At 68.7% G+C, this 18,857-nt stretch carries 19 protein-coding genes and 2 tRNA genes; 9 read left to right on the top strand and 12 right to left on the bottom strand.

The features are described 5' to 3' along the window. Positions 1-65: 65 nt before the first annotated feature. Positions 66-572 (top strand): hypothetical protein, encoded by a 507-nt coding sequence (locus tag Q9Q40_03440; GenBank protein MDQ7006262.1) that lies wholly within the window; start codon positions 66-68, stop codon positions 570-572. 1,201 nt (positions 573-1,773) lie between these two features. Here Q9Q40_03440 and Q9Q40_03435 read toward each other — a convergent pair. From Q9Q40_03435 to surE, 10 genes are all read right to left on the bottom strand, one after another. Beyond that, positions 1,774-2,439 (bottom strand): hypothetical protein, encoded by a 666-nt coding sequence (locus Q9Q40_03435; protein MDQ7006261.1) that lies wholly within the window; start codon positions 2,437-2,439, stop codon positions 1,774-1,776. 48 nt (positions 2,440-2,487) lie between these two features. After that, positions 2,488-2,937, bottom strand: coding sequence for a low molecular weight protein-tyrosine-phosphatase (locus Q9Q40_03430; GenBank protein ID MDQ7006260.1), 450 nt, complete (start codon positions 2,935-2,937; stop codon positions 2,488-2,490). After that, the gene (locus Q9Q40_03425) at positions 2,934-3,695 is read right to left on the bottom strand and encodes a type III pantothenate kinase (protein MDQ7006259.1); all 762 of its coding nucleotides are present in this window, start codon (positions 3,693-3,695) and stop codon (positions 2,934-2,936) included. The genes Q9Q40_03430 and Q9Q40_03425 overlap by 4 nt, the downstream gene beginning before the upstream one ends. Positions 3,696-3,714: 19 nt before the next feature. Next, positions 3,715-4,581, bottom strand: coding sequence for a biotin--[acetyl-CoA-carboxylase] ligase (locus Q9Q40_03420; GenBank protein ID MDQ7006258.1), 867 nt, complete (start codon positions 4,579-4,581; stop codon positions 3,715-3,717). Next, positions 4,578-5,462, bottom strand: a complete 885-nt coding sequence (nadC, locus tag Q9Q40_03415; protein MDQ7006257.1) for a carboxylating nicotinate-nucleotide diphosphorylase — start codon at positions 5,460-5,462, stop codon at positions 4,578-4,580. The genes Q9Q40_03420 and nadC overlap by 4 nt, the downstream gene beginning before the upstream one ends. Further along, positions 5,459-8,140, bottom strand: a complete 2,682-nt coding sequence (locus Q9Q40_03410; GenBank protein ID MDQ7006256.1) for a valine--tRNA ligase — start codon at positions 8,138-8,140, stop codon at positions 5,459-5,461. Before Q9Q40_03410 ends, nadC begins: the two co-directional genes overlap by 4 nt. Next, a complete protein-coding gene (locus tag Q9Q40_03405) occupies positions 8,137-8,895 on the bottom strand; it encodes a response regulator (protein MDQ7006255.1) in 759 nt (252 codons plus the stop codon). Before Q9Q40_03405 ends, Q9Q40_03410 begins: the two co-directional genes overlap by 4 nt. Positions 8,896-9,419: 524 nt before the next feature. Continuing rightward, positions 9,420-9,496, bottom strand: a tRNA-Pro gene (locus Q9Q40_03400). 112 nt (positions 9,497-9,608) lie between these two features. Then, positions 9,609-10,343 carry a protein-L-isoaspartate(D-aspartate) O-methyltransferase gene (locus Q9Q40_03395; protein ID MDQ7006254.1) on the bottom strand — a complete coding sequence of 245 codons (735 nt, stop codon included), beginning with the start codon at positions 10,341-10,343 and terminating at the stop codon, positions 9,609-9,611. Next, entirely contained in the window at positions 10,340-11,107 is a 768-nt protein-coding gene (surE, locus tag Q9Q40_03390) for a 5'/3'-nucleotidase SurE (GenBank protein MDQ7006253.1), read from the bottom strand. The genes Q9Q40_03395 and surE overlap by 4 nt, the downstream gene beginning before the upstream one ends. Before the next feature lie 130 nt (positions 11,108-11,237). On the opposite strand from surE, the gene Q9Q40_03385 reads away from it, so the two are divergent. From Q9Q40_03385 to Q9Q40_03350, 8 genes are all read left to right on the top strand, one after another. Continuing rightward, positions 11,238-11,579 carry a hypothetical protein gene (locus Q9Q40_03385; protein MDQ7006252.1) on the top strand — a complete coding sequence of 114 codons (342 nt, stop codon included), beginning with the start codon at positions 11,238-11,240 and terminating at the stop codon, positions 11,577-11,579. 115 nt (positions 11,580-11,694) lie between these two features. Next, positions 11,695-12,201 (top strand): Rrf2 family transcriptional regulator, encoded by a 507-nt coding sequence (locus Q9Q40_03380; protein ID MDQ7006251.1) that lies wholly within the window; start codon positions 11,695-11,697, stop codon positions 12,199-12,201. A gap of 46 nt (positions 12,202-12,247) precedes the next feature. Then, on the top strand, positions 12,248-13,021 hold the full coding sequence (gene sufC, locus Q9Q40_03375) for a Fe-S cluster assembly ATPase SufC (GenBank protein MDQ7006250.1): 774 nt from the start codon (positions 12,248-12,250) through the stop codon (positions 13,019-13,021). Further along, positions 13,018-14,433 carry a Fe-S cluster assembly protein SufB gene (gene sufB, locus Q9Q40_03370; GenBank protein MDQ7006249.1) on the top strand — a complete coding sequence of 472 codons (1,416 nt, stop codon included), beginning with the start codon at positions 13,018-13,020 and terminating at the stop codon, positions 14,431-14,433. The genes sufC and sufB overlap by 4 nt, the downstream gene beginning before the upstream one ends. A gap of 58 nt (positions 14,434-14,491) precedes the next feature. Further along, positions 14,492-15,709: a Fe-S cluster assembly protein SufD gene (gene sufD / locus Q9Q40_03365; GenBank protein MDQ7006248.1), complete on the top strand. Its 1,218-nt coding sequence runs from the start codon at positions 14,492-14,494 to the stop codon at positions 15,707-15,709. Between the two features lies 1 nt (position 15,710). Continuing rightward, positions 15,711-17,000, top strand: coding sequence for a cysteine desulfurase (locus tag Q9Q40_03360; GenBank protein MDQ7006247.1), 1,290 nt, complete (start codon positions 15,711-15,713; stop codon positions 16,998-17,000). Next, complete coding sequence (locus tag Q9Q40_03355) at positions 16,969-17,466, top strand: SUF system NifU family Fe-S cluster assembly protein (GenBank protein ID MDQ7006246.1); 498 nt, start codon at positions 16,969-16,971, stop codon at positions 17,464-17,466. The genes Q9Q40_03360 and Q9Q40_03355 overlap by 32 nt, the downstream gene beginning before the upstream one ends. Positions 17,467-17,470: 4 nt before the next feature. After that, positions 17,471-17,782, top strand: coding sequence for a metal-sulfur cluster assembly factor (locus tag Q9Q40_03350; protein ID MDQ7006245.1), 312 nt, complete (start codon positions 17,471-17,473; stop codon positions 17,780-17,782). A 24-nt stretch (positions 17,783-17,806) separates the two neighbouring features. Here Q9Q40_03350 and Q9Q40_03345 read toward each other — a convergent pair. Continuing rightward, positions 17,807-17,883, bottom strand: a tRNA-Pro gene (locus tag Q9Q40_03345). 150 nt (positions 17,884-18,033) lie between these two features. Continuing rightward, on the bottom strand, positions 18,034-18,768 hold the full coding sequence (locus Q9Q40_03340; GenBank protein ID MDQ7006244.1) for a MerR family transcriptional regulator: 735 nt from the start codon (positions 18,766-18,768) through the stop codon (positions 18,034-18,036). Positions 18,769-18,857: the final 89 nt, after the last annotated feature.

Here is an 18,857-nt window from a genome sequence, read left to right as displayed (position 1 = left end):
GGCGGAAGCAGCCTCGCTCCCGCAGGAGTCCGGGCAACGCCCGTCCACCCTCCCGTGGGTTGCCGGTGTCGATCAGCACGCATCCCCCGCGGCCCACGACGAGCACCGCCTGGCCCTGCCCCACGTCCGCAAGCATCACGCCGGCCGTCGGTGGAGGCGCCGGCAGCAGGGAGCGCAGCGGCCAGGCGCTCAACAACAGGCAAGCGCACCAGCAGGCCGCCGACCACCCTCTCCGCTCACTGAGCAGAGCCGGCCCCAGCAGCAGCAGGCAGGCAGGAGCCCACCAGGGCGAGACCCCGGCGGCCAGCGCCCCCGATCCGGGAGCGGCGGCTGCCAGCCGGCACACGCCGTCGATCCAGAGCGCGCCGGCCTGGGCGATGCCCCGGGCCAGTTCGGCGAGCGCTCCCGCGGGGGCCAGCACCGCGATCCACCCCCCGATCAGCGCCGGCAGCAACCCGGGCGCCGCCACCGCGGTGGCGGGTATACCCCAGGGCGACAGCCTGCCGGTGAGGGTGACCAGAAGAGGCCACGTGGCGAGAAAGGGCGCCGCCGCCACGAGCAGGCGCCGGTGACCGGCTCGGCGGAAAGCCAGCACGATGGCCGCGGAGGCCACGACGGTGAGTTGGAAAGACAGTGACGCGGCCTGTGCCCCGTCGACGGCCAACAGCAGCAATACGACCAGGGAGAGCATCGCCGCCGCGGAACTGGCTCGACCCAGCAAGGCCGCCAGCCAGCCCAGCATCAGCAGGGCCGCCGCCCGGTGCACCGGCGCGGTCGCAGGCAGGGTGAGCACGAGTAGACCCGTCAGCAGCATGGCCGCCACCTGCCGGCGGCGGTTCCAGCGCCCCAGAATCCGCGAAAGGGCGGCACCGAACACCGTCGCCACCAGGCCCACATGCATCCCTGAGACCACCGCCAGGTGAGCCAGCCCCGAAGCACGCAGCCGGGCGAGGAAGGCCGGATCCAGGGCGCTGCGATCTCCGGTCACCAGCGCGAAGACCAGCGCTCCCCCCCGGGAAGCCTGCCCCGGCAGTCGTCGACGCGCCCGGCTGAGCCAGGATCCGCGCAGGCGGGTGGCGACGCCCCTCAACCACCCGCTCCAGTTCGCCTCGCACGCCACCTCCACGGCACTCGCGCAGGACGCCACCAGCCTTCCCCGGCCCCTCCACCGCCCCCTGGCCCGGATCCGGCCTCCTTCACGGAGCCGGGGGTCGAAGCGGTCGAGCCAGGCGATTCCCGTGCGGGGGACCTCCAGCCTCCACGTACCGTCGGCGGCGGCCAGCACGATCTCCCGACCCTCCGATAGGACGCGCAGGTCCAGCACGACCCCTTCGATCTCGTGCCAGCCCGCCGTCAGGGGCTCCCAGGGAGTCCAGCGGGCCGCCGCCGGAGCCGCGTAGAGCAGCGCCACCAGCAGGGGCGTCCAGATCTCCGGCCGGGAAGAAAGCCGCCTCCCCACAGCCGCCAGGGCGGCCCCGATCAAAAGGGCCAGGGCCGGACCTCGACCCGGCAGCGCACAGCCCGACCAGGCCCCCACCCAGGCGGCCACGGCGGCTGCCGCAAGCCTGCGCTCTCCCGGCCTCATGGCGGCAGTGTGGGACCGGTGGCCCGGCGGCACGGCCATCCCCGCCGCAGCCCTCCCGCTCCCGCAACGCCGGAGCGCCGAACACTCCGCGTGAAGCGAGGGCCGTAGGGGCCTCCTGCGGGCTCCTTCCGGTGCACGGACCTTGGAGTCTCGGTCCCTCGTACCGGAAAGACTTCATCAACGGACGACTAGGGGCCCAGCAGCGGCAACAGGGAGAGGTCGGGCAGCCGGAAGCGCCGACGCAGGCGACGCTGCAGGGCGCGCCGGCAGGCGTGCTCCCGCACCGCCGGATCCATGCCGTCGGCGTAGGGCTCCACATCCTCGAGGGCCTGCTGTTCGAGCTCCCGGCGTTCCTCGCAGGAAAGGGCTGCCAGGCAGGCCTCGAAAAGCCGCCTTTCGAGGTTCGAGGCCAGGTCCTCGCCCAACTCGACGACCGCTTCCCCCGCGGAGGCCTTCTCGAGCAGTCCCGCAATTTCCTCGCGAATTTCCCGGGGAGCGGACGAGGCCGCCACGGCGCGTCCCATCTCCGCCACCGCCGCCCGGGAGTCATCCGCCTCCACCGGGTCCCGGGAGCCCCGGGGACGGGTTCTCCCCGCCTGCAGATCGGCGAAGGCCTCTTCCACCGCCGGCGCGCAGTAGGCCAGCGAGCGGGGCAGTCGCAGGGGCTTGCGGGAGGCCGCCTGGGCAAAGACCTCGCTCATCACGGAGGTCACGAGGGAAAGGGGGATGCCCCGGGCGAACCAGTCCAGGACACGCTCGAAGTCCGCCGGCGAGAGCACCAGCGGCCGCGCGCGCAGCTTGCCCAGATGCCGCTCGATGGCGACGACGTAGTCTTTTTCGCTGAGCTCTTTCACTGCGATGTCCCTGGCCCTCTCGTCCTGCGGGACCGGCCCACAGGCGTTTCAGACAGGATACTTGAAGGCCAGGGTGCGACGCTCGACGCACTTGAACAGCAATTCGAGGGCTCGACGATAGTCCTTCTCCGATCCCCCCACCGGGTCGAGCAGATCCGCGCTCTCCTCGGGTTCCCGGATCAGGGAGACCTTTCGCAAGGCTTCCGGGAAGGTGCGCTCGATCCAGTCCCGGTGACGCCGGGCCATGACGACGATCTCGTCAGCCGTGCCGACCATCGCGCGGGTGGCGAGCTTGCTCCGGTGGCCCGAGAGATCGATGCCGTACTCGCCCACGAGACGCCGGACGACCGGATCCGCGGGCGCGCCGCCCATATCCATGATCCCCGCCGAAGTCACGCTCACCGTCGTGATGGCAAACCGTTCGAGCAGATGCCGCATGTAGTACTCCGCCGCCGGAGAGCGGCAGATATTCGCGGTGCAAAGGAAGAGAACTCTCATCGGGAGCTGTTTCGCGCGTGGAGGATGCGAAGACCCTCGAGGGTCAAATGAGGGTTCGTGAAGTCGATCCGCTTCATCAAGGGGCCGATGATGCCGGCGGTGCCTCCCGTCACCACGACGGTCACGGTCTCGCCGAGTTCCTCTTCGATCCTTTCCACCAGGCCATCGACCATCGCCGCGTGCCCGTAGAGCGCTCCCGACCGAATGGAGTCCATCGTGTTGCGGCCGATGACCCGCGGCGGAAGCGCCAGGTCGACCCGAGGCAGGCGGGCGGCGCGCACCGAGAGAGCATCGACACCGACCCTCGCGCCCACCGTGATGACCCCCCCGAGATACTCGCCGGACGCCGTCATCACGTCGAGAGTGGTCGCGGTGCCGAAATCCACCACCACGGCCGGACCGCCGTAACTCTCGAGAGCGGCGACCGCATTGACGATCCGATCGGCCCCCACCTCCTGGGGAGAGTCGGTACGAATCTTCAGTCCCGTGCGAATCCCCGGCTCCACCAGCAGCGGTTCCTTCCCCACCAGCCGCGCCAGGGCCCGGCGCCCCTCCCCGGTCAGGGGCGGGACGACCGAGGCCATCACCGCCGATTCGATCCCGGCCGCCGCCTCCCCCAGGGCCCCGCGAAGCAACACGGCGAACTCGTCGGCGGTCATCTCCCGCCGGGAAGACAACCGCCACGACCCACGCAGCGTCTTCCCGTCGAAGACACCCGCTACGATCTGCGTATTCCCTATATCGACGACCAGAAGCATGAAGCGGCTCTCACCCCCCTTACCATTGCGCCCTATCCTGCCCTTTTCCGCCCCCGGACTCAAGACCCCGCGCGCCCCCCGCGCCGCCGCCGTCGATCGAGGCGATCTCTCCGTGGCGCAGGGCTCGCACCTCACCGCTGTCGAGATCCCGAAGCACCAGGGCGCCATCGGCCGCCAGGTCGACGAAGTCTCCCCGCAGCAGGTCACCGGCGGGGGTCCGCACGGTGATCCGGCCCCCGACCCGTGGAACGATGCAGGCACGTACCTCCCCCAGGATCTGCGGCCAGCCTCCATCGAGCAGGAGCCGGGTTCGCGCCTCGAATGCCTCGAGCAGTTCGGCGGCCACCATGGCCAGGGCCTCAGCGCTCGATCCAGGCAGGGAGACCGCCCCCGCTCCCCGCGCAGCGGCATCGAGGCGGGAGGGATCCGGGCCCAGGTTCAGGCCGATCCCGGCGATCACCCGCGCCGCGCCCCCGGCGGGCGTCAGCAGTTCGAGCAGAACTCCGCCCACCTTGCGCTGTCCCCGGAGCAGGTCGTTGGGCCACTTGAAAGACAGCGCCGGCCCACCGGCCGCCATCACGGCCCGCCGTGCCGCCAGGGCCAGGGCGAATCCCAGCCTCCAGGAATGATGCGGCTCCGGCAGCGGCTCGAGAATCACGGACAGGTAGAGCCCCCCCGGAGGCGAGACGAAAACCCGCCCGCGACGTCCCCGCCCGCGGCTCTGCTCGCCGGCGAGGATCGCCGTCCCCGGGCCGGCGTCGTCCACCCGGCGCCGCGCCTCGTCCATCGTGGAGTCCAGCCGGGGCACCCAGATCAGGGGACGACCGAGGGCCCGGGTGCGCAGCCGGCGTTCGATGGCCGCGGTGGGATCGGCCGCCGCGCTCACCCCGCCGGGACCTCGTCCTCGAGATCGAGGGCCAGATCCGCCGCGCACACCGAATGGGTCAGCGCTCCGAGGGAGAGGCGGTCGGCTCCGGTCTCGGCGTATTCGCTCAACGCACCGATCCGCAGCCCTCCCGACACTTCCAGCCGGCAGCGCCCACCGCTCCGCTGCACCGCTTCGCGCACGACTTCGGGCTCCATGTTGTCCAGCAGGATCCACCCGGCCCGCGCCTCGAGGGCCTCGTCGAACTCTTCCAGGTCGTCGACTTCCACCTCGATCTCCGCGGGATCGTAGCCGGCGGCACGCACCGCCTCGATCGCCGGCCGGATGCCGCCGGCCAGTTGCTTGTGGTTGTCCTTGATCATTACCAGGGTGTCCAGGCGCAGGCGGTGGTTTTCGCCCCCTCCGATCGCCACGGCGTACTTCTCGAGCAAGCGCAGTCCCGGCGTGGTCTTGCGGGTATCCGCCACCCGGCAGGAAGTATGGCTCACCTCCTCGACGGCCCTGGCGGTGGTGGTCGCGATCCCGGACAGGCGAGCGAGCAGGTTGAGCATCACGCGCTCACCGGCAAAGACCGCGCGGGCGTCGCCGCGGATCCGGGCCAGGGTCCGCCCGGCAGCGGCCCGCGCCCCGTCGTCGAGGAGTGTTTCCACCACCGCCCGGCGGCCGCTGCGCGCGGCAAGCTCTTGGTAGACCAGGGAGCAGACGGCGAGACCCGCAACCACCACTTCCTCGCGGGCCACGAGACGAGCACTGACATCTCGGCCCTGGGGGAAAACGGCCTCCGAGGTGATATCGCCGCCGGTACCCAGGTCCTCGTCGAGAGCCGCTGCGATCACCCGCCGGGCATCGTCGAGAGGAAAGCGCGCCGCGGAAGAGCTCATCCGAAGCTCTCCAGTCGCTCGGCAAGGCTCGCCAGACGGCTTTCCAGATCCTCGAGGCGCGCCCGTTCCTTGTCGACTACTGCCGCGGGAGCTCGCTCGACGAACGAAGCGTTGGAGAGCTTCCTGCGGCAGGCTTCCGCCTGGCCCGCAAGCTTGTCGCGCTCCTTTTGGAGCCGTGCCTTCTCCTGCTCGAGATCCAGCGCACCGGCCATCGGGATGATCACCTCGACCGTGTCGAGCACCTGGCGCAGAGCCGGTTCTTCCGGGGGATCCGTCGCGAGCAAATCGACTTCTCGGGCCTTGACCAGGCCGGCGATTCGCCCGGCGAAGACTCGCAGGGCCCTCTCACCTTCCGGCCGGCGGGGCCTCAAGCGCAGGGTGATCTCCTTTCCCGGAGCGATGCCGGCCCCCGTCTTCAGCGCCCGCGCCGCCGACACGGGGGCGATCAGCCATTGTTCGACCAGGGCGATTGCCTGCCCGTCGTCCAGGCCCTCGGGAATGGGAACACCGGGGTCATCGGGAGTGGGGATCCGCGAAGCGGCCAGCAACGCGGCATCCCCTTCCCGCCGGGGAAGGCTCTGCCAGAGTTCTTCGGTGATGAAGGGTGCGACCGGATGCAGCAGGCGGAGGGCGCCGTCCAGCACGTCGATCATCACCGTCAGCCGGCTCGATCCCTTCCTGTCGCCTTCGCTCTTTCCGGCAAAATCGGGCTTGCTCAACTCGATGCACCAGTCGCAGAAAGTGTGCCAGAGGAAGTGATAGATCGCCTCGCAAGCGTGGTCGTAACGGTGTGCCTGGAAACTGGCGTGCACCCGACCGACAAGCTGGCGGTAGGAGGCCAGCAGATAGTGGTCGAGGGCGTCGAGTTCCAGTTCCTCAGGCGGGAGGCGCCTGAAATCCCCGCCCTCGACCTGCATCAGCAGGAAGCGGGTGGCGTTCCACAGTTTGTTCAGAAAGGCGCGGTAGCCGGTCAACCGCTCCTCGGACAGGGCCAGGTCGGAACCCGGAGAGGCCAGCGCGGCGAGAGTGAAACGCAGGGCATCGACCCCGTGCTCGTCCATGGCCGAAGACGGGTCGACCGCGTTGCCCTTGGTCTTGGACATCTTCACGCCCCGGGCGTCCCGCACCATGCCATGGAAGAGCACAGTCCGGAACGGCACCTCACCCACCAGGTGCAGTCCCGACATGATCATCCGCGCCACCCAGAAAAAGATGATGTCGAATCCCGTGACCAAGGTATCGGTCGGATAATAACGCTCGAGTTCCGCGCCCTTTTCCGGCCAGCCGAACACGCCGAAAGGCCAGAGCTGGGAGGAAAACCAGGTATCGAGCACGTCGGGATCCTGGCGCAGCTCTCCACCGCCGCAGGCCCTGCAGACCTCCGGCGCCTGGCGGACGACCATCACCTCCCCGCAGCCATCGCAATACCACGCCGGAATCCTGTGGCCCCACCAAAGCTGCCGCGAGACACACCAGTCCTGGATGTTCTCCAGCCAGTGGTAGTACGTCTTCTCCCACGACGACGGCACGAAACGGATCTTCCCCGAACGCACGGCCTCGATGGCCGGCCGCGCCAGTGGCTCCATCTTCACGAACCACTGGGTCGAAAGCCGCGGCTCGACGATCACACCACTGCGCTGGCACCGGCCCGGGGCGTAGAAGTGGTCCTTCCGTCCCCGAAACAGGCCCTTGTCCGTCAACGCCTTTTTGACCGCTTCCCGCGCCTCGAAACGATCGAGACCGGCGAAGGCCCCCCCCGCCTCGTTGATTTTCCCGTCCTCGGTCAGGATGTCGATCATCTCGAGGTCGTGGCGGCGTCCGCATTCGAAATCGTTGAAGTCATGGGCCGGAGTGACCTTGACTGCGCCGGTTCCGGTTGTGGGATCGGCGAGGATGGGATCAGCAATCACCCGCAGGTTTCGTTCAGGAAAAAAGGGGTGGAGCAGACGCTTGCCGATCACCGCCTGCCAGCGCTCGTCGTCCGGGTGCACCGCAACAGCGGTATCACCCAACATCGTCTCCGGCCGAGTGGTCGCCACGACGATCTCGCCTCCACCCTCGATCGGGTAGGCGAACGACCACATCTCGCCCTTCTCGGGCTCATCGCGATCCACCTCGAGATCCGAGAGGGACGTCCGTAAGGCCGGCGACCAGTTGATCAGCCGCGTCCCCCGATAGATCAAGCCCTCCTCGTGAAGCCGTACGAAGGTCTCACGCACTGCCTTTGAAAAACCGGGATCCAGGGTGAAACGTTCCCTGGACCAGTCGCATGAGCAGCCGAGGCGGCGCAGCGTACCCATGATGCGCTCCCGGTACTGCTCCTTCCATTTCCAGACCTCCTCGACGAAGGCCTCGCGTCCGATCTCGTGTCGGTCGCGCCCCTCCTTGGCCAGCTCGCGCTCCACCACCATCTGGGTGGCGATCCCGGCGTGATCACAGCCCGGTACCCAGACGGCGTCCTCGCCCAGCATGCGATGCCAGCGCACGATGATGTCCTGCAGGGTGTAGTCGAGGGCATGGCCGATGTGCAGCGAGCCGGTCACGTTGGGTGGGGGGATGACGAGGGAAAAGCGGGGGCCGCCCTGCTCCGGATGGGCAGCGAAGAGCCCGCTTGCTTCCCACATCCGCCCGACCCGAGCCTCGTAGCGCTCGGGAGAGAAAGCCTTCTCCAGGGTCATTTGTCCTTGTCCTCGTGCTGGGCGGGAGCAGCCGGAGCCATCTCCCGAATCAGTCTCTCGAGCAGGTCCGGGAGAATCTCCCACGCCACTTCCCGGATGATTTCCGGCGCCAGCTCTTCCACGGCCCGGCGGGCCTCGGCGCGCAGGACCGGCTCGGCGGCCGAGGTCGGCGCAGGGGACAGCCCCTGGCCTCCGGCCGCGAAGTCGCGGGAGAAACCCTCCTCCCCCGGCAGCGGTGCCCGAGTGACCGACCAGGGCTCCCGCGCGGCAAAGACATCGCCGTCGGGCGCTGTCTCGAGAGGCTCTTTCTCTTCCCCCTCCGCCGTCCCACGATCTCGTCGCCCGGCTTCGGATTCGAGCGGGTCCACCGCGCGGTCACGAGGCGGGAGGCCACCGAGGAGTGCTTCGACTCGGTCAACCAGCGCTTGGGGCTCGAAAGGCTTGACCAGGTGGCCGACGGCACCGCACTCCGCCGCCATCTCCTCGTCAAAGGGTTCAAAAGCGCCGGTCAGGAGCAGCACCGGAATCCTGTCCCCCGGAGAGCCGCCGGCCAGGCGCCGGCTGACCTCGTAACCGTCGACTTCGGGCATCAGCACGTCTACCAGGGCCAGGTCGGGCCGCGCCTGCTCGGCCGTGGCCAGAGCCTCACGTCCATCAGCAGCGCAGACGACTTCGATGCCCCGGTTCTCGAAGGTGCGACGCACGACTTCCCGGATCGTACTCGAGTCATCGGCAATTAGGATGGACCGTTGCATCACAGGCATCCCCGGGGAACGCTGGACCAGGAATCGCGTCCGGGGCCCAAGTGGAGTCGGCCGCGCCACTCGCGGGCCGGGCACAGGCCCGTACGGCCCTGATTCGACCGTGCTTCCGGTGCGCGGAAGCTAGCACCGGCCCCCACTGCTGTCAACGCTGCGGCGTGGCCCCCTCGGCCCAACGGTTGTGGGTCGGGCGGCGGTGGCCGGAAGCCGTCACCGCTCAGGGGCGACCCGCGCCGGAAGCAGGAGGTGCGTCCCGTCGGTCAACCACAGCGGCGCCAGCAACCCTGCCGGCGAGACCGCCGTCGGAGGAAAAAACCTGTCTCCAGGGCAAACCGGCTCGCGAGTGGCGCGCGCCGCTACTGCCGCCATCGCGCAGGCTGGAGAGAGGCTTCCAGCTCCCGCCGCTCGAAGAGCAGATGCCGGCCCATAGGAAATGGCGCTCCGGTGGCGACCGGCGGGACAAAACCTCGACCTCTGAATTCGGGCTCTCAACTTGGGAGATATTTGGAGGATGGATCTGGTCGGGGTGCCCGGATTTGAACCGGGGACCCCTTGCTCCCGAAGCAAGTGCGCTACCAGGCTGCGCTACACCCCGACCTTGAACCTACAAGCGCTTGCCGCGGCGTCCCGGGACGGCGCCGACGGGGGGCTTTTCCGGGAGGAGAGGCCCCTGCGCCGCGGAAAGGTAGCCGACGCGACGGGCCCTGTCAACGCGCACCGGGGCCCGGACCCCGACCGGGGGCGCCGCCCGAAGGGCCGACGGCGGAACCCTTCGGGTCGCGACCGTAACCGTAGCGGCCGATCAGCGGCACGAAGGAAGCCGCGCCGTGATCTTCCTGCTCGAAAGCCTCACCGGGCAGCTTGCGCACCACCACCAGGCGTTGCTCGTCTTCCCCGTCCCGGGCCAGGGGCAGGACCAGACGGCCTCCGGTCTCGAGCTGCCGCAGCAGGGTGTCGGGCACTTCCGGTGCGGCAGCCGTGACCACCACCGCCCTGTAGGGGCCCATCGCGGCCCAGCCGTAGCTTCCGTCGAAGTGCTTGACCGTCGCCCGCAGGTAGCCGAGCTCCCGCAGCCGGGCCGCTGCTGTCCGGGCCAGTTCGGCATGGCGCTCGACGGTGAAGACGATCAGCCCCATCTCGGCCAGGACCGCCGCCTGGTAGCCCGACCCCGCCCCGATCTCCAGCACCCGGCTTCCCTCGGGGGCCTGCACCAGTTCGGCCAGGCGGGCCACCGTCCAGGGCTGGCTGATGGTCTGGCCCAGCCCCAGGGGCAGGCGCACGTCCTCGTAGGCCTGGCCCGCCAGGGCGGGGTCCACGAAAAGGTGCCGGGGCACGCGCCCCAGGGCGGCCAGCACCCGCGGATCGGCGATGCCCTGGCGCGCGAGCCGCTCGGTCATTTCCCGGCGTGCCCGCTCATAGCGGCGATGATCGACCCGATTCATCCCAGAATCTCCCGTTCGCTCTCCCAGGGTACGAGTGATTCGTAGGCCCCGCGGAAGGTCAGGTCCGCATGAAGAGGCGTGACCGAAACCAGGCCCTCGGCCACCGCGTGGTGATCGGCGCGTTCGTCGTCTTCCCAGCGCGCCCCGGCCAGGGTCAGCCAGAAGATCTCCTCCCCTTTCGGATCCTTCCGGCGAATCAGCCCCTGCCGGCAACGACGCCGCCCCTGGCGCGTGATGCGCAAGCCCCGGGGCTCGGCGGGAACGTTGACGTTGAGGAAGAGGTCGGCGGGGGTCTCCATCTCGAGCATGGCCCTCGCCAGCCGGCAGGCGATCGCGGCGGCCCGCTCGAGCACTTCCCGCCCCACCCCGGAAGCGCAGGAAACCGCCACCGAGGGGACACCGAACAGTCGACCTTCCATGGCCGCCGCCACCGTACCCGAATAGGTCAGATCTTCCCCCAGGTTGTAGCCTCCATTGATGCCCGACAGGACAAGCTGGGGCGGGGCGTCGAGCAGACCCAGGAAGGCCAGGTTGACGCAATCCGTGGGAGTGCCCTCCACGGCCCAGGAGGCGGGGCCCACACGCATCGCCCGCAGGGGCTGACGAATAGTCAAACCGTGGGCGACCCCCGAACGCTCCCGGTCGGGAGCGATCACCGTCACCGGCCCCAGGACGCGTCCGGCCTCCCGGGCGAGGCACTCGAGGGAGGCCGCATGAATCCCATCGTCGTTGGTCACCAGGACCCGCGGTCCCGCGCTCGTCATCGACCTCGTCCCCTTCCGTACAGTGGCCCGGCTGGCGCCGTGGACCCGCAGGTTAGGCCCGAGGCCCCGCGGCAGTCAACGTCGCCCCGACCTCGTCGCTCCGCGGAGAGGGTCGCGGTACACTTGTCCCATGGTCGACTCCCGCTGCGCCTCCACCCCGTCACCGGACGACCGGCTTCCCGGGCTGCTGCGTTGCTGCGGCTATCGCCCCCGCCGGGGCGGCCGCTGGGTGGGCTATTGCCTCGAACTGCATCTGCGGGCGGAGGGCCGCGACTGGGATGAAGTCCTCGAGCGACTGGTCCTGGCCGCCTCCATGCGCCTGGCGGAACTGCACCATCACCCCGAACGCCTGCCCGGCAAGGCACCCTTCCACATGCGCCTGTGTTACGCCTGGACCGCCTTCCTTCATTTCGTCCGGCCCCAGGGCCGGCGCCGGCTGGCCGACCTCTCCCCCTCTCTGCTGCTGGGCTGAACCCGCCTCCTCGACCGTCCACCCCACCCCCGCACCGCGGCTCGGCGCGACTTACCGGGAAATGCTACAATCTATACTTGACAAGAAAGTCCAGATTAGTAACCTTCGAGGTACCATGAAGATCAGCACACTCGAGGAATACGCCGTCCGTTGCCTGAGCCAGCTTGCCCGTGCCGAGGGCAAGCTGACCATCGGCGCCATCGCCGAGCTGGAAGGCCTGAGCGAGGAAAACACCGCCAAGGTCATGGCCCGCCTGCGAAGCATGGGCCTGGCCCGCAGCCTGCGGGGCAAGGATGGCGGCTACCTCCTCGCCCGCCCCGCCGAGCAGATCTCCCTGGCGGAGGTCCTCGAAGGAGTGGCCGGCGAACTCTTCCAGCTCGAGCGCTGCCATGGGGACCGGGGCGACCGCGCGGGGTGCGTGCACCACGCCGAATGCAGCCTGCGCCCCATGTGGGCCCGCCTCGAGCAAGTGGTCCACGATTTCCTCTCGGCCCTCACCATCGCCGACCTTCTCCGCGAGGAGTCGGCCATGCGCAACGTCGTCCGTGCGCTCAGCCACCGACATCCTGCCCTGGAACTCTCGACGGAGGCGGATTCCGACCGGGCCGCCACGTCTTCCTGATCGACAGCATTTTTCCGGCAACGAGCCGGATCGGAGCCCAGCAGCCATGACAGACAACCCACGCCCCCTGCTCCAAGTCGAGGACCTCCACGTCGCCATCGAGGGCAAGGAGATTCTCAAGGGGATCGACCTGACTCTCCGCGAAGGGGAATGCCACGCCCTGATGGGTCGCAACGGCAGCGGCAAGAGCACCCTCTCCCACGCCATCATGGGCCACCCGGCCTACGTGATCACCCGGGGCCGCATCCTCTACCGCGGCGAGGATCTGACTCCGCTGTCCACCGAGGAGCGGGCACGCGCCGGCATCTTCCTCTGCTTCCAGTACCCGATGGCGATCCCAGGCGTGACGGTGGCCTCCTTTCTGCGCCATGCCCTCAAGGCCGTCGAAGGCGAGCGCTTCGACCCCAAGACCTTCCGCAAGCGGGTCAAGCAGGCCATGGAGCGCCTCGGCATCGATTCCGACTTCATCCGCCGCCACGTCAACGACGGCTTCTCCGGAGGCGAGAAGAAGCGCCTCGAAATGCTCCAGCTGGAGTTGCTCGCCCCACGGCTGTCGATTCTCGACGAGACCGACTCGGGCCTCGACATCGACGCCCTGCGCATCGTCTCCGATGGCATCAATCGCCACTTGGGGCCGGGCAACGCGGCGCTGGTGATCACCCACTACCAGCGCATTCTCGGCTACGTCAAACCCGACGTGGTGCACGTGATGATCGACGGCCGCATCGTCCGCTCGGGAGGTCCCGAGCTGGCCTTGCAGCTCGAAGACCAGGGCTACGACTGGCTCGAACCCACCAGCCTCGAGGAGGCCTCGTCATGACCACCCATCCAGACCTGAACATCGGTGACAACTACGAAGAGAAGTACGGCTTTTCCATGCCGGACACCTCGGTCTTTCGCACCCGCAAGGGGCTCGACGAAGACGTGGTGCGACAGATCTCCGCCATCAAGGAAGAACCGGCCTGGATGACCGAGGCGCGGGTCAAGGCCTACCGTCACTTCGTCCAGCGACCGATGCCCACCTGGGGCAACTGCGAGCTGCTGGCCGAGATCGACTTCGACGACATCACCTACTACGTGCGCCCCGGTGAGAGCGAGGCGGCGGACTGGGACGACGTGCCCGACGAGATCAAGGAAACCTTCGACCGCCTGGGCATTCCGGAAGCGGAACGCAAGTTCCTCTCCGGCGTCACCGCCCAGTACGAGTCTGAGGTGGTCTACCACTCGGTACAGGAAGAGCTGGAAAAGCAAGGAGTGCTCTTCATGTCCATGGACGACGGCCTCAAGCGCTACCCGGAGGTCGTCAAGAAGTACTTCGGCAGCGTGATTCCCGCCACCGACAACAAGTTCTCGGCTCTCAACACCGCCGTGTGGTCGGGAGGCTCCTTCGTCTACGTCCCCCCGGGGCGCAAGGTGGATATTCCTCTCCAAGCCTACTTTCGCATCAACACCGAGTCGGTGGGACAGTTCGAGCGAACGCTGATCATCTGCGACGAGGGCTCCTCGGTGCACTACATCGAGGGCTGCACCGCGCCGATCTACCGCAAGGACTCGTTGCACTCGGCGGTGGTCGAACTGATCGCGCTCAAGGACGCCTCGATCCGCTACACCACGATCCAGAACTGGTCACGCAACGTCTTCAACCTCGTCACCAAACGGGCCGTGGCCTACGAGGGAGCGCGGGTGGACTGGGTCGACGGCAACCTGGGCTCCAAGCTGACGATGAAGTATCCCGCCATCATCCTGCGTGGCGAGCGAGCCCATGGCGAGGTCCTCTCGATCGCCTTCTCCGGCCGGGACCAGAACCAGGACGCCGGGGCCAAGATGATCCACGCGGCACCCAACACGACCTCCCGCATCACCTCCAAGTCGATCTCCAAAGATGGCGGGCGAGGCTCCTACCGCGGCCTGGTGAAGGTCAACCCCGGCGCCACCGGATGCCGGATCAACGTGCAGTGCGACGCGTTGATTCTCGACCCGCACTCCCGTTCGGACACCTATCCCACCATGGAGGTGGCCGAGGAATCCGTCAACGTGGAACACGAGGCGACGGTGAGCCGGGTCGGCGAGGACCAGCTCTACTACCTGATGAGTCGCGGACTGAGCCAGGAGCAGGCCACGATGATGATCGTCAACGGCTTCATCGAGCCCTTCACCCGGGAGCTGCCCATGGAGTACGCCGTGGAACTCAACCGGCTGATCGAACTCGAAATGGAAGGATCCGTCGGCTAGACCCCGGATTCCACGCCAAGCAACCGGGCTTCGACGCCCGGCAGATGGGACAGGCAAGGTGAACGAGATCACGCAACAGGAAATGGAACGCCAGGCCTTCGAAACGATTTCGGCCGGCGAGCCCGAGTGGCTGCGCCGGGTGCGCGAGCAGGCCTGGCAGCTCCGCGCCCAGCTCGAACTTCCACCGCGCAGCCAGCATCGCTGGCGCTACACCAACCCCCGCCGGCTGCTCTTCCCGGCGGGAACTCCGCTGCGTCCCACCGCGGCCCGCAGCGAACACCCCCCGGCCCACGGCGAGGGCCTGGTGGTCATGGACCTGGCGACGGCCGCCCGCGAGCTGCCCGAACTGCTCCAGCGTCACCTGGGGCACGTGCTCCCGGCGGACGACTCCCTGTTCGCGGCGCTCCATGCCGCCTTGTGGTCCGGCGGGCTGCTGGTGCGCGTACCGGCCGGCACCCACCCGACTCAGACCCTGCGAACCCACACCGACCTCTCCGGTGCCGAGGGCGTGCTCCTGCCCCGCACACTGATCGTCGTCGAACGCGGCGCCACGCTGACCCTGGTCGACGAGGTGAGCAGCCCCGCCCCAATCGAGGCCGGAGCCATGCTTCACCGCAGCGTGGAGATCGTCCTTGAAGACGGGGCCGGCCTGAACTACGTCAGCATCCAGGACGCTCCCGCGGGCTCTGTCCTGCACACCACCACGGCTGTCCACCTCGCCGCCGGGGCGCGGCTGGACTACGTCTTCGGCTCCTTCGGCGGCGGCGTGGTCAAGGCCGATCTGCGGGCCGAACTGCTAGGCCGCGGAGCCGAGTCCAACGTTTTCGGCCTGGTCTATGGCCGGGGCCGCCAGCGGTTCGACCATCACACCGTGCAACGCCTCCACGCCCCCGACTGCCGCAGCGGTATGGACGTGCGCGCCGTTCTGGCCGACGAGGCACGATCGGCGGCCACGGGGTTGCTGTGGATCGGCGAACAGGGTGAGCGCGCTGAGGCCTGGCAGGAAAATCGCAACCTGCTGCTCTCGGAGCGGGCCCGGGCGGTATCCCTGCCTGAGCTGGAAATCATGACCGATGACGTGCAGGCCAAGCACGGCGCCACCGTGGGACCGGTAGACGAGACGATGCTCTACTACCTCGCCTCCCGCGGGTTGCCCCGGGAAGAGGCCATCCGCCTGGTGGTCACGGGCTTTTTCGAACCCCTGATCGAGAAGGTGCCGGTGGAAAACTGTCGTCAAGCCCTGCGACAACTCGTCCGCCGGCAGCTGGAGGGCTGAAATGAGTGCGGGCGTATCACCTGCGGAACGGGATCCCCGCCTCGACGCCCACGGCCGGCTGAACGTCGAAGCGATCCGACGGGACTTCCCCATCCTGGACCGGCGCATCCACGGCAAGCCCCTGGTCTACCTGGACAGCGCCGCCACCAGCCAGAAACCCCAGGTGGTGATCGACACCCTGGTCGACTACTACGAGCGCCTGAATGCCAACGTGCATCGCGGCGCTCATACACTGGCGGAGGAGGCCACGGAAGCCTACGAAAACGCCCGGGCCGTCGTCGCCCGGATGGTGGGCGCGGACGCCTCCCAGGTGGTCTGGACGCGCTCGACCACCGAGTCCCTCAACCTGCTGGCCTACGCCTGGGCACGGCGCCACCTGCGCGCCGGCGACGTGGTGCTGCTGACCGAGATGGAGCACCACTCGAATATCGTGCCCTGGCAGATCCTGGCCAGGGAGGTGGGGGCCCGGCTGCTCTACGTGCCCTTCGAGCCCTCGGGGCAGCTCTGCCAGGAGAGCTTCCGCAGCCTGCTGACGGAAAAGATCCGCGTCTTCTCGCTGGTCCATGCCTCCAACGTGCTGGGCACGGTCAATCCGGTGCGGGAGATGATCGCCCAGGTGCGCCAGGCGGCCCCCGAAGCCCTGTGCGTGGTGGACGGCGCCCAGTCCGTCCCCCACATGCCGGTGAACTTCCACGACCTCGGCTGCGACTTCCTAGCCTTCTCCGGGCACAAGCTCTACGGTCCGATGGGCGTCGGCGCGCTGGTCGGCCGCCGGGAGAGACTCGAGGCCATGGAGCCCTTCCACGGCGGCGGCGAGATGATCGAAACCGTCACCTTCGACAAGACCACCTTCGCCGCGCCGCCCCACCGCTTCGAGGCCGGCACCCCCAACGTGGCGGGAGCGCTCGGATTGGCCGCAGCGGCGGAGTACTTGATGTCCCTGGGCATGGAGCGGGTACGCCGTCACAGCGTGGAACTGACGGATTACGCCCTCGATCGGCTGCGGGAACTCGGCGGTGTGACCGTCTACGGCCCCTTCCGCGGCGACCTCAAGTCGGGCCTGGTGACCTTCGTCGACCGTGACGTTCATGCCCAGGACCTGGCGGCCTTCCTCGACAGCCGGGGCATCGCGATTCGCGCGGGACACCACTGCGCACAACCGCTCCACCAGCGCCTCGGAATCGCGGCCAGCGCCAGGGCCTCCTTCGGCGTCTACAATACGCGGGAGGAAGTCGACACCCTGATCGAGGGGATCATCCGTGCGCGAAAACTCTTCGGCAAACGCTCCTGAGTACGATCCCGACACCTGGCAGGAGATTCTCCTCGACCATTTTCGCGACCCCCGGGGCGCCAGGCCCCTCGAGCGCCCCACCTGCAGGAGGGAGTCACGCAACCCCCTCTGCGGCGATCGCCTGTCCCTGGAGCTGGAGCTGGCGGACGGTTGCATACGTGCCGTCAGCGCTCGGACTCGGGGCTGCAGCCTGTCGGTGGCCTCCGCCTCCATGCTCGCCGAGCGGCTGGCCGGGATCGAGGTCGAGGCCGCCCGACGCCTTTCCCGGGCCGTACAGGCCTATCTCACCGCGACCGACGACGACCAGGAGACCGAGGTGGAACTCGGCGAACTCGAGGCCCTGGGCGGCGTGCGCCGGCTCGCCGCCCGACGCCCCTGCACCCTGCTGCCGTGGCAATGCCTCGATGCCCTGCTCGACGACTGCGCCCCAGACCCGGAGGGCTCCCTCCACAGATCAGGAGACTAGCAACATGGCTCTCGACAAGCAGAAGGTGATCGAAGCGATTCGCCCCGTTCAGGACCCCGAGGTGGGATTTTCCATCGTCGACATGGGACTGATCTACGACGTGGAGGTCCCCCCGGACAGCGGCTCGGTCAAGGTGGCGATGACCCTCACCTCGCCCATGTGCCCCCTCGGCCCCCAGATCATCGCCGCTACGAAAGCCGCGGTGGAATCCCTCGACGAGGTGGAGAGCGCCACCGTCGACCTGGTCTGGGATCCGCCCTGGGACCCGGCCGAGATGGCCAGCGACGAGGTCAAGGACCGGCTGGGCATCTGGTGAACGACGGGAAAGCAGGGGTTGAATTGGTCGGGGCGATCCGATTTGAACGGACGACCACTCGCACCCCAAGCGAGTGCGCTACCAGGCTGCGCCACGCCCCGACCGGGTGCTGACAGCCGACGGGCCAAGCAGCCTGGGTGGGGTCGCCCCACGGCCACGCCCGTCGACGGCAGGGGATTCTAGCACCGAAGTCGGGGCGCCGCCCCACCCTTCGGCCCGCACTTTTTCGGGCCGCCTCCCGGGTCCCGCAGTTACTCCGAAGAGGACGGCGTCAGGGCCCGGTACACCTCGTCGAGGGCCTGGCCCAGGGCCTGGATCTCCTCGTGAGCCAGGCGGAGTCGGTCCAGCATCCGGCGGTGCTGGTCCGCCCCCGCCTCTCGCTGGGAGGCGAGCGCGGCATCGAGGCGGGCGTTGTCGGCCCGCGCCGCCTCGAGCTCTTCTTCGAGCTGCCGGCTGTGGCTCTCCAGCCGGCCGGCGGCGGCTTCCAGGCGGTCCACGCGCTGGGCCATGGTGTCCCGTTCCCGTTCCACTTCGGCGGCGGCCTTGGCGGCCTGCTGGTGCCGGTGGCGCAGGCTCTCCACTTCGGCGTCCTTCTCGGCCAGCTGGACCTCGAGAGCCGCCACCTGCTCCTCCAGGCGGCGGATCTTCTCCTTCGCCTCGTTCAGCACGCTCTCCCCGCCGCTGGGGGGCGCCGCCGCGGGGGGCGGGGCCGGGCCGGGCTCCGGCGCTTCATCCGAGGGGAAAGCGCGAGCCAGCTCTTCCCGGGCCTGGCCCAGGTTGAGGCGCTCACCCTCCACCAGGCGCTGGATCTCCGAGAGAATTTTCAGCTCTTCGGCGCCGTAGAGCCGCTTGGCCCCCAGGCGCCGCCCGAGTTGGGGGAACTCCCCTTCCCAGAATTTCAGCACATAGGGCTGGATCCCGAGCTGCTGGCAAACATCCCGCGGCCGAAGAGCCTGGTTGCCGTTGCTGACGGATCCCTGGGACACAGACCGCTCCTCCTCGCCCCGCCGCAGCCCAAACCCCACGCCCGGCGGGAAACTCCCCGCGAATTCTACCGTAAACGGAGCCGGAGGCG

The organism is Acidobacteriota bacterium, from assembly GCA_030949985.1.
Taxonomy (GTDB): domain Bacteria; phylum Acidobacteriota; class Polarisedimenticolia; order J045; family J045; genus JALTMS01.
This window is presented reverse-complemented; position numbering and strand designations above follow the sequence as displayed.

What these genes read in the sequence shown, in the direction of transcription:
- Q9Q40_03430 (MDQ7006260.1), bottom strand. Translation starts at nt 2,937, where the DNA reads ATGAGAGTTCTCTTCCTTTGCACCGCGAATATCTGCCGCTCTCCGGCG.
- Q9Q40_03425 (MDQ7006259.1), bottom strand. Translation starts at nt 3,695, where the DNA reads ATGCTTCTGGTCGTCGATATAGGGAATACGCAGATCGTAGCGGGTGTC.
- nadC (MDQ7006257.1), bottom strand. Translation starts at nt 5,462, where the DNA reads ATGAGCTCTTCCGCGGCGCGCTTTCCTCTCGACGATGCCCGGCGGGTG.
- Q9Q40_03410 (MDQ7006256.1), bottom strand. Translation starts at nt 8,140, where the DNA reads ATGACCCTGGAGAAGGCTTTCTCTCCCGAGCGCTACGAGGCTCGGGTC.
- Q9Q40_03405 (MDQ7006255.1), bottom strand. Translation starts at nt 8,895, where the DNA reads ATGCAACGGTCCATCCTAATTGCCGATGACTCGAGTACGATCCGGGAA.
- Q9Q40_03395 (MDQ7006254.1), bottom strand. Translation starts at nt 10,343, where the DNA reads ATGAATCGGGTCGATCATCGCCGCTATGAGCGGGCACGCCGGGAAATG.
- surE (MDQ7006253.1), bottom strand. Translation starts at nt 11,107, where the DNA reads ATGACGAGCGCGGGACCGCGGGTCCTGGTGACCAACGACGATGGGATT.
- Q9Q40_03385 (MDQ7006252.1), top strand. Translation starts at nt 11,238, where the DNA reads ATGGTCGACTCCCGCTGCGCCTCCACCCCGTCACCGGACGACCGGCTT.
- Q9Q40_03380 (MDQ7006251.1), top strand. Translation starts at nt 11,695, where the DNA reads ATGAAGATCAGCACACTCGAGGAATACGCCGTCCGTTGCCTGAGCCAG.
- sufC (MDQ7006250.1), top strand. Translation starts at nt 12,248, where the DNA reads ATGACAGACAACCCACGCCCCCTGCTCCAAGTCGAGGACCTCCACGTC.
- sufB (MDQ7006249.1), top strand. Translation starts at nt 13,018, where the DNA reads ATGACCACCCATCCAGACCTGAACATCGGTGACAACTACGAAGAGAAG.
- Q9Q40_03360 (MDQ7006247.1), top strand. Translation starts at nt 15,711, where the DNA reads ATGAGTGCGGGCGTATCACCTGCGGAACGGGATCCCCGCCTCGACGCC.
- Q9Q40_03350 (MDQ7006245.1), top strand. Translation starts at nt 17,471, where the DNA reads ATGGCTCTCGACAAGCAGAAGGTGATCGAAGCGATTCGCCCCGTTCAG.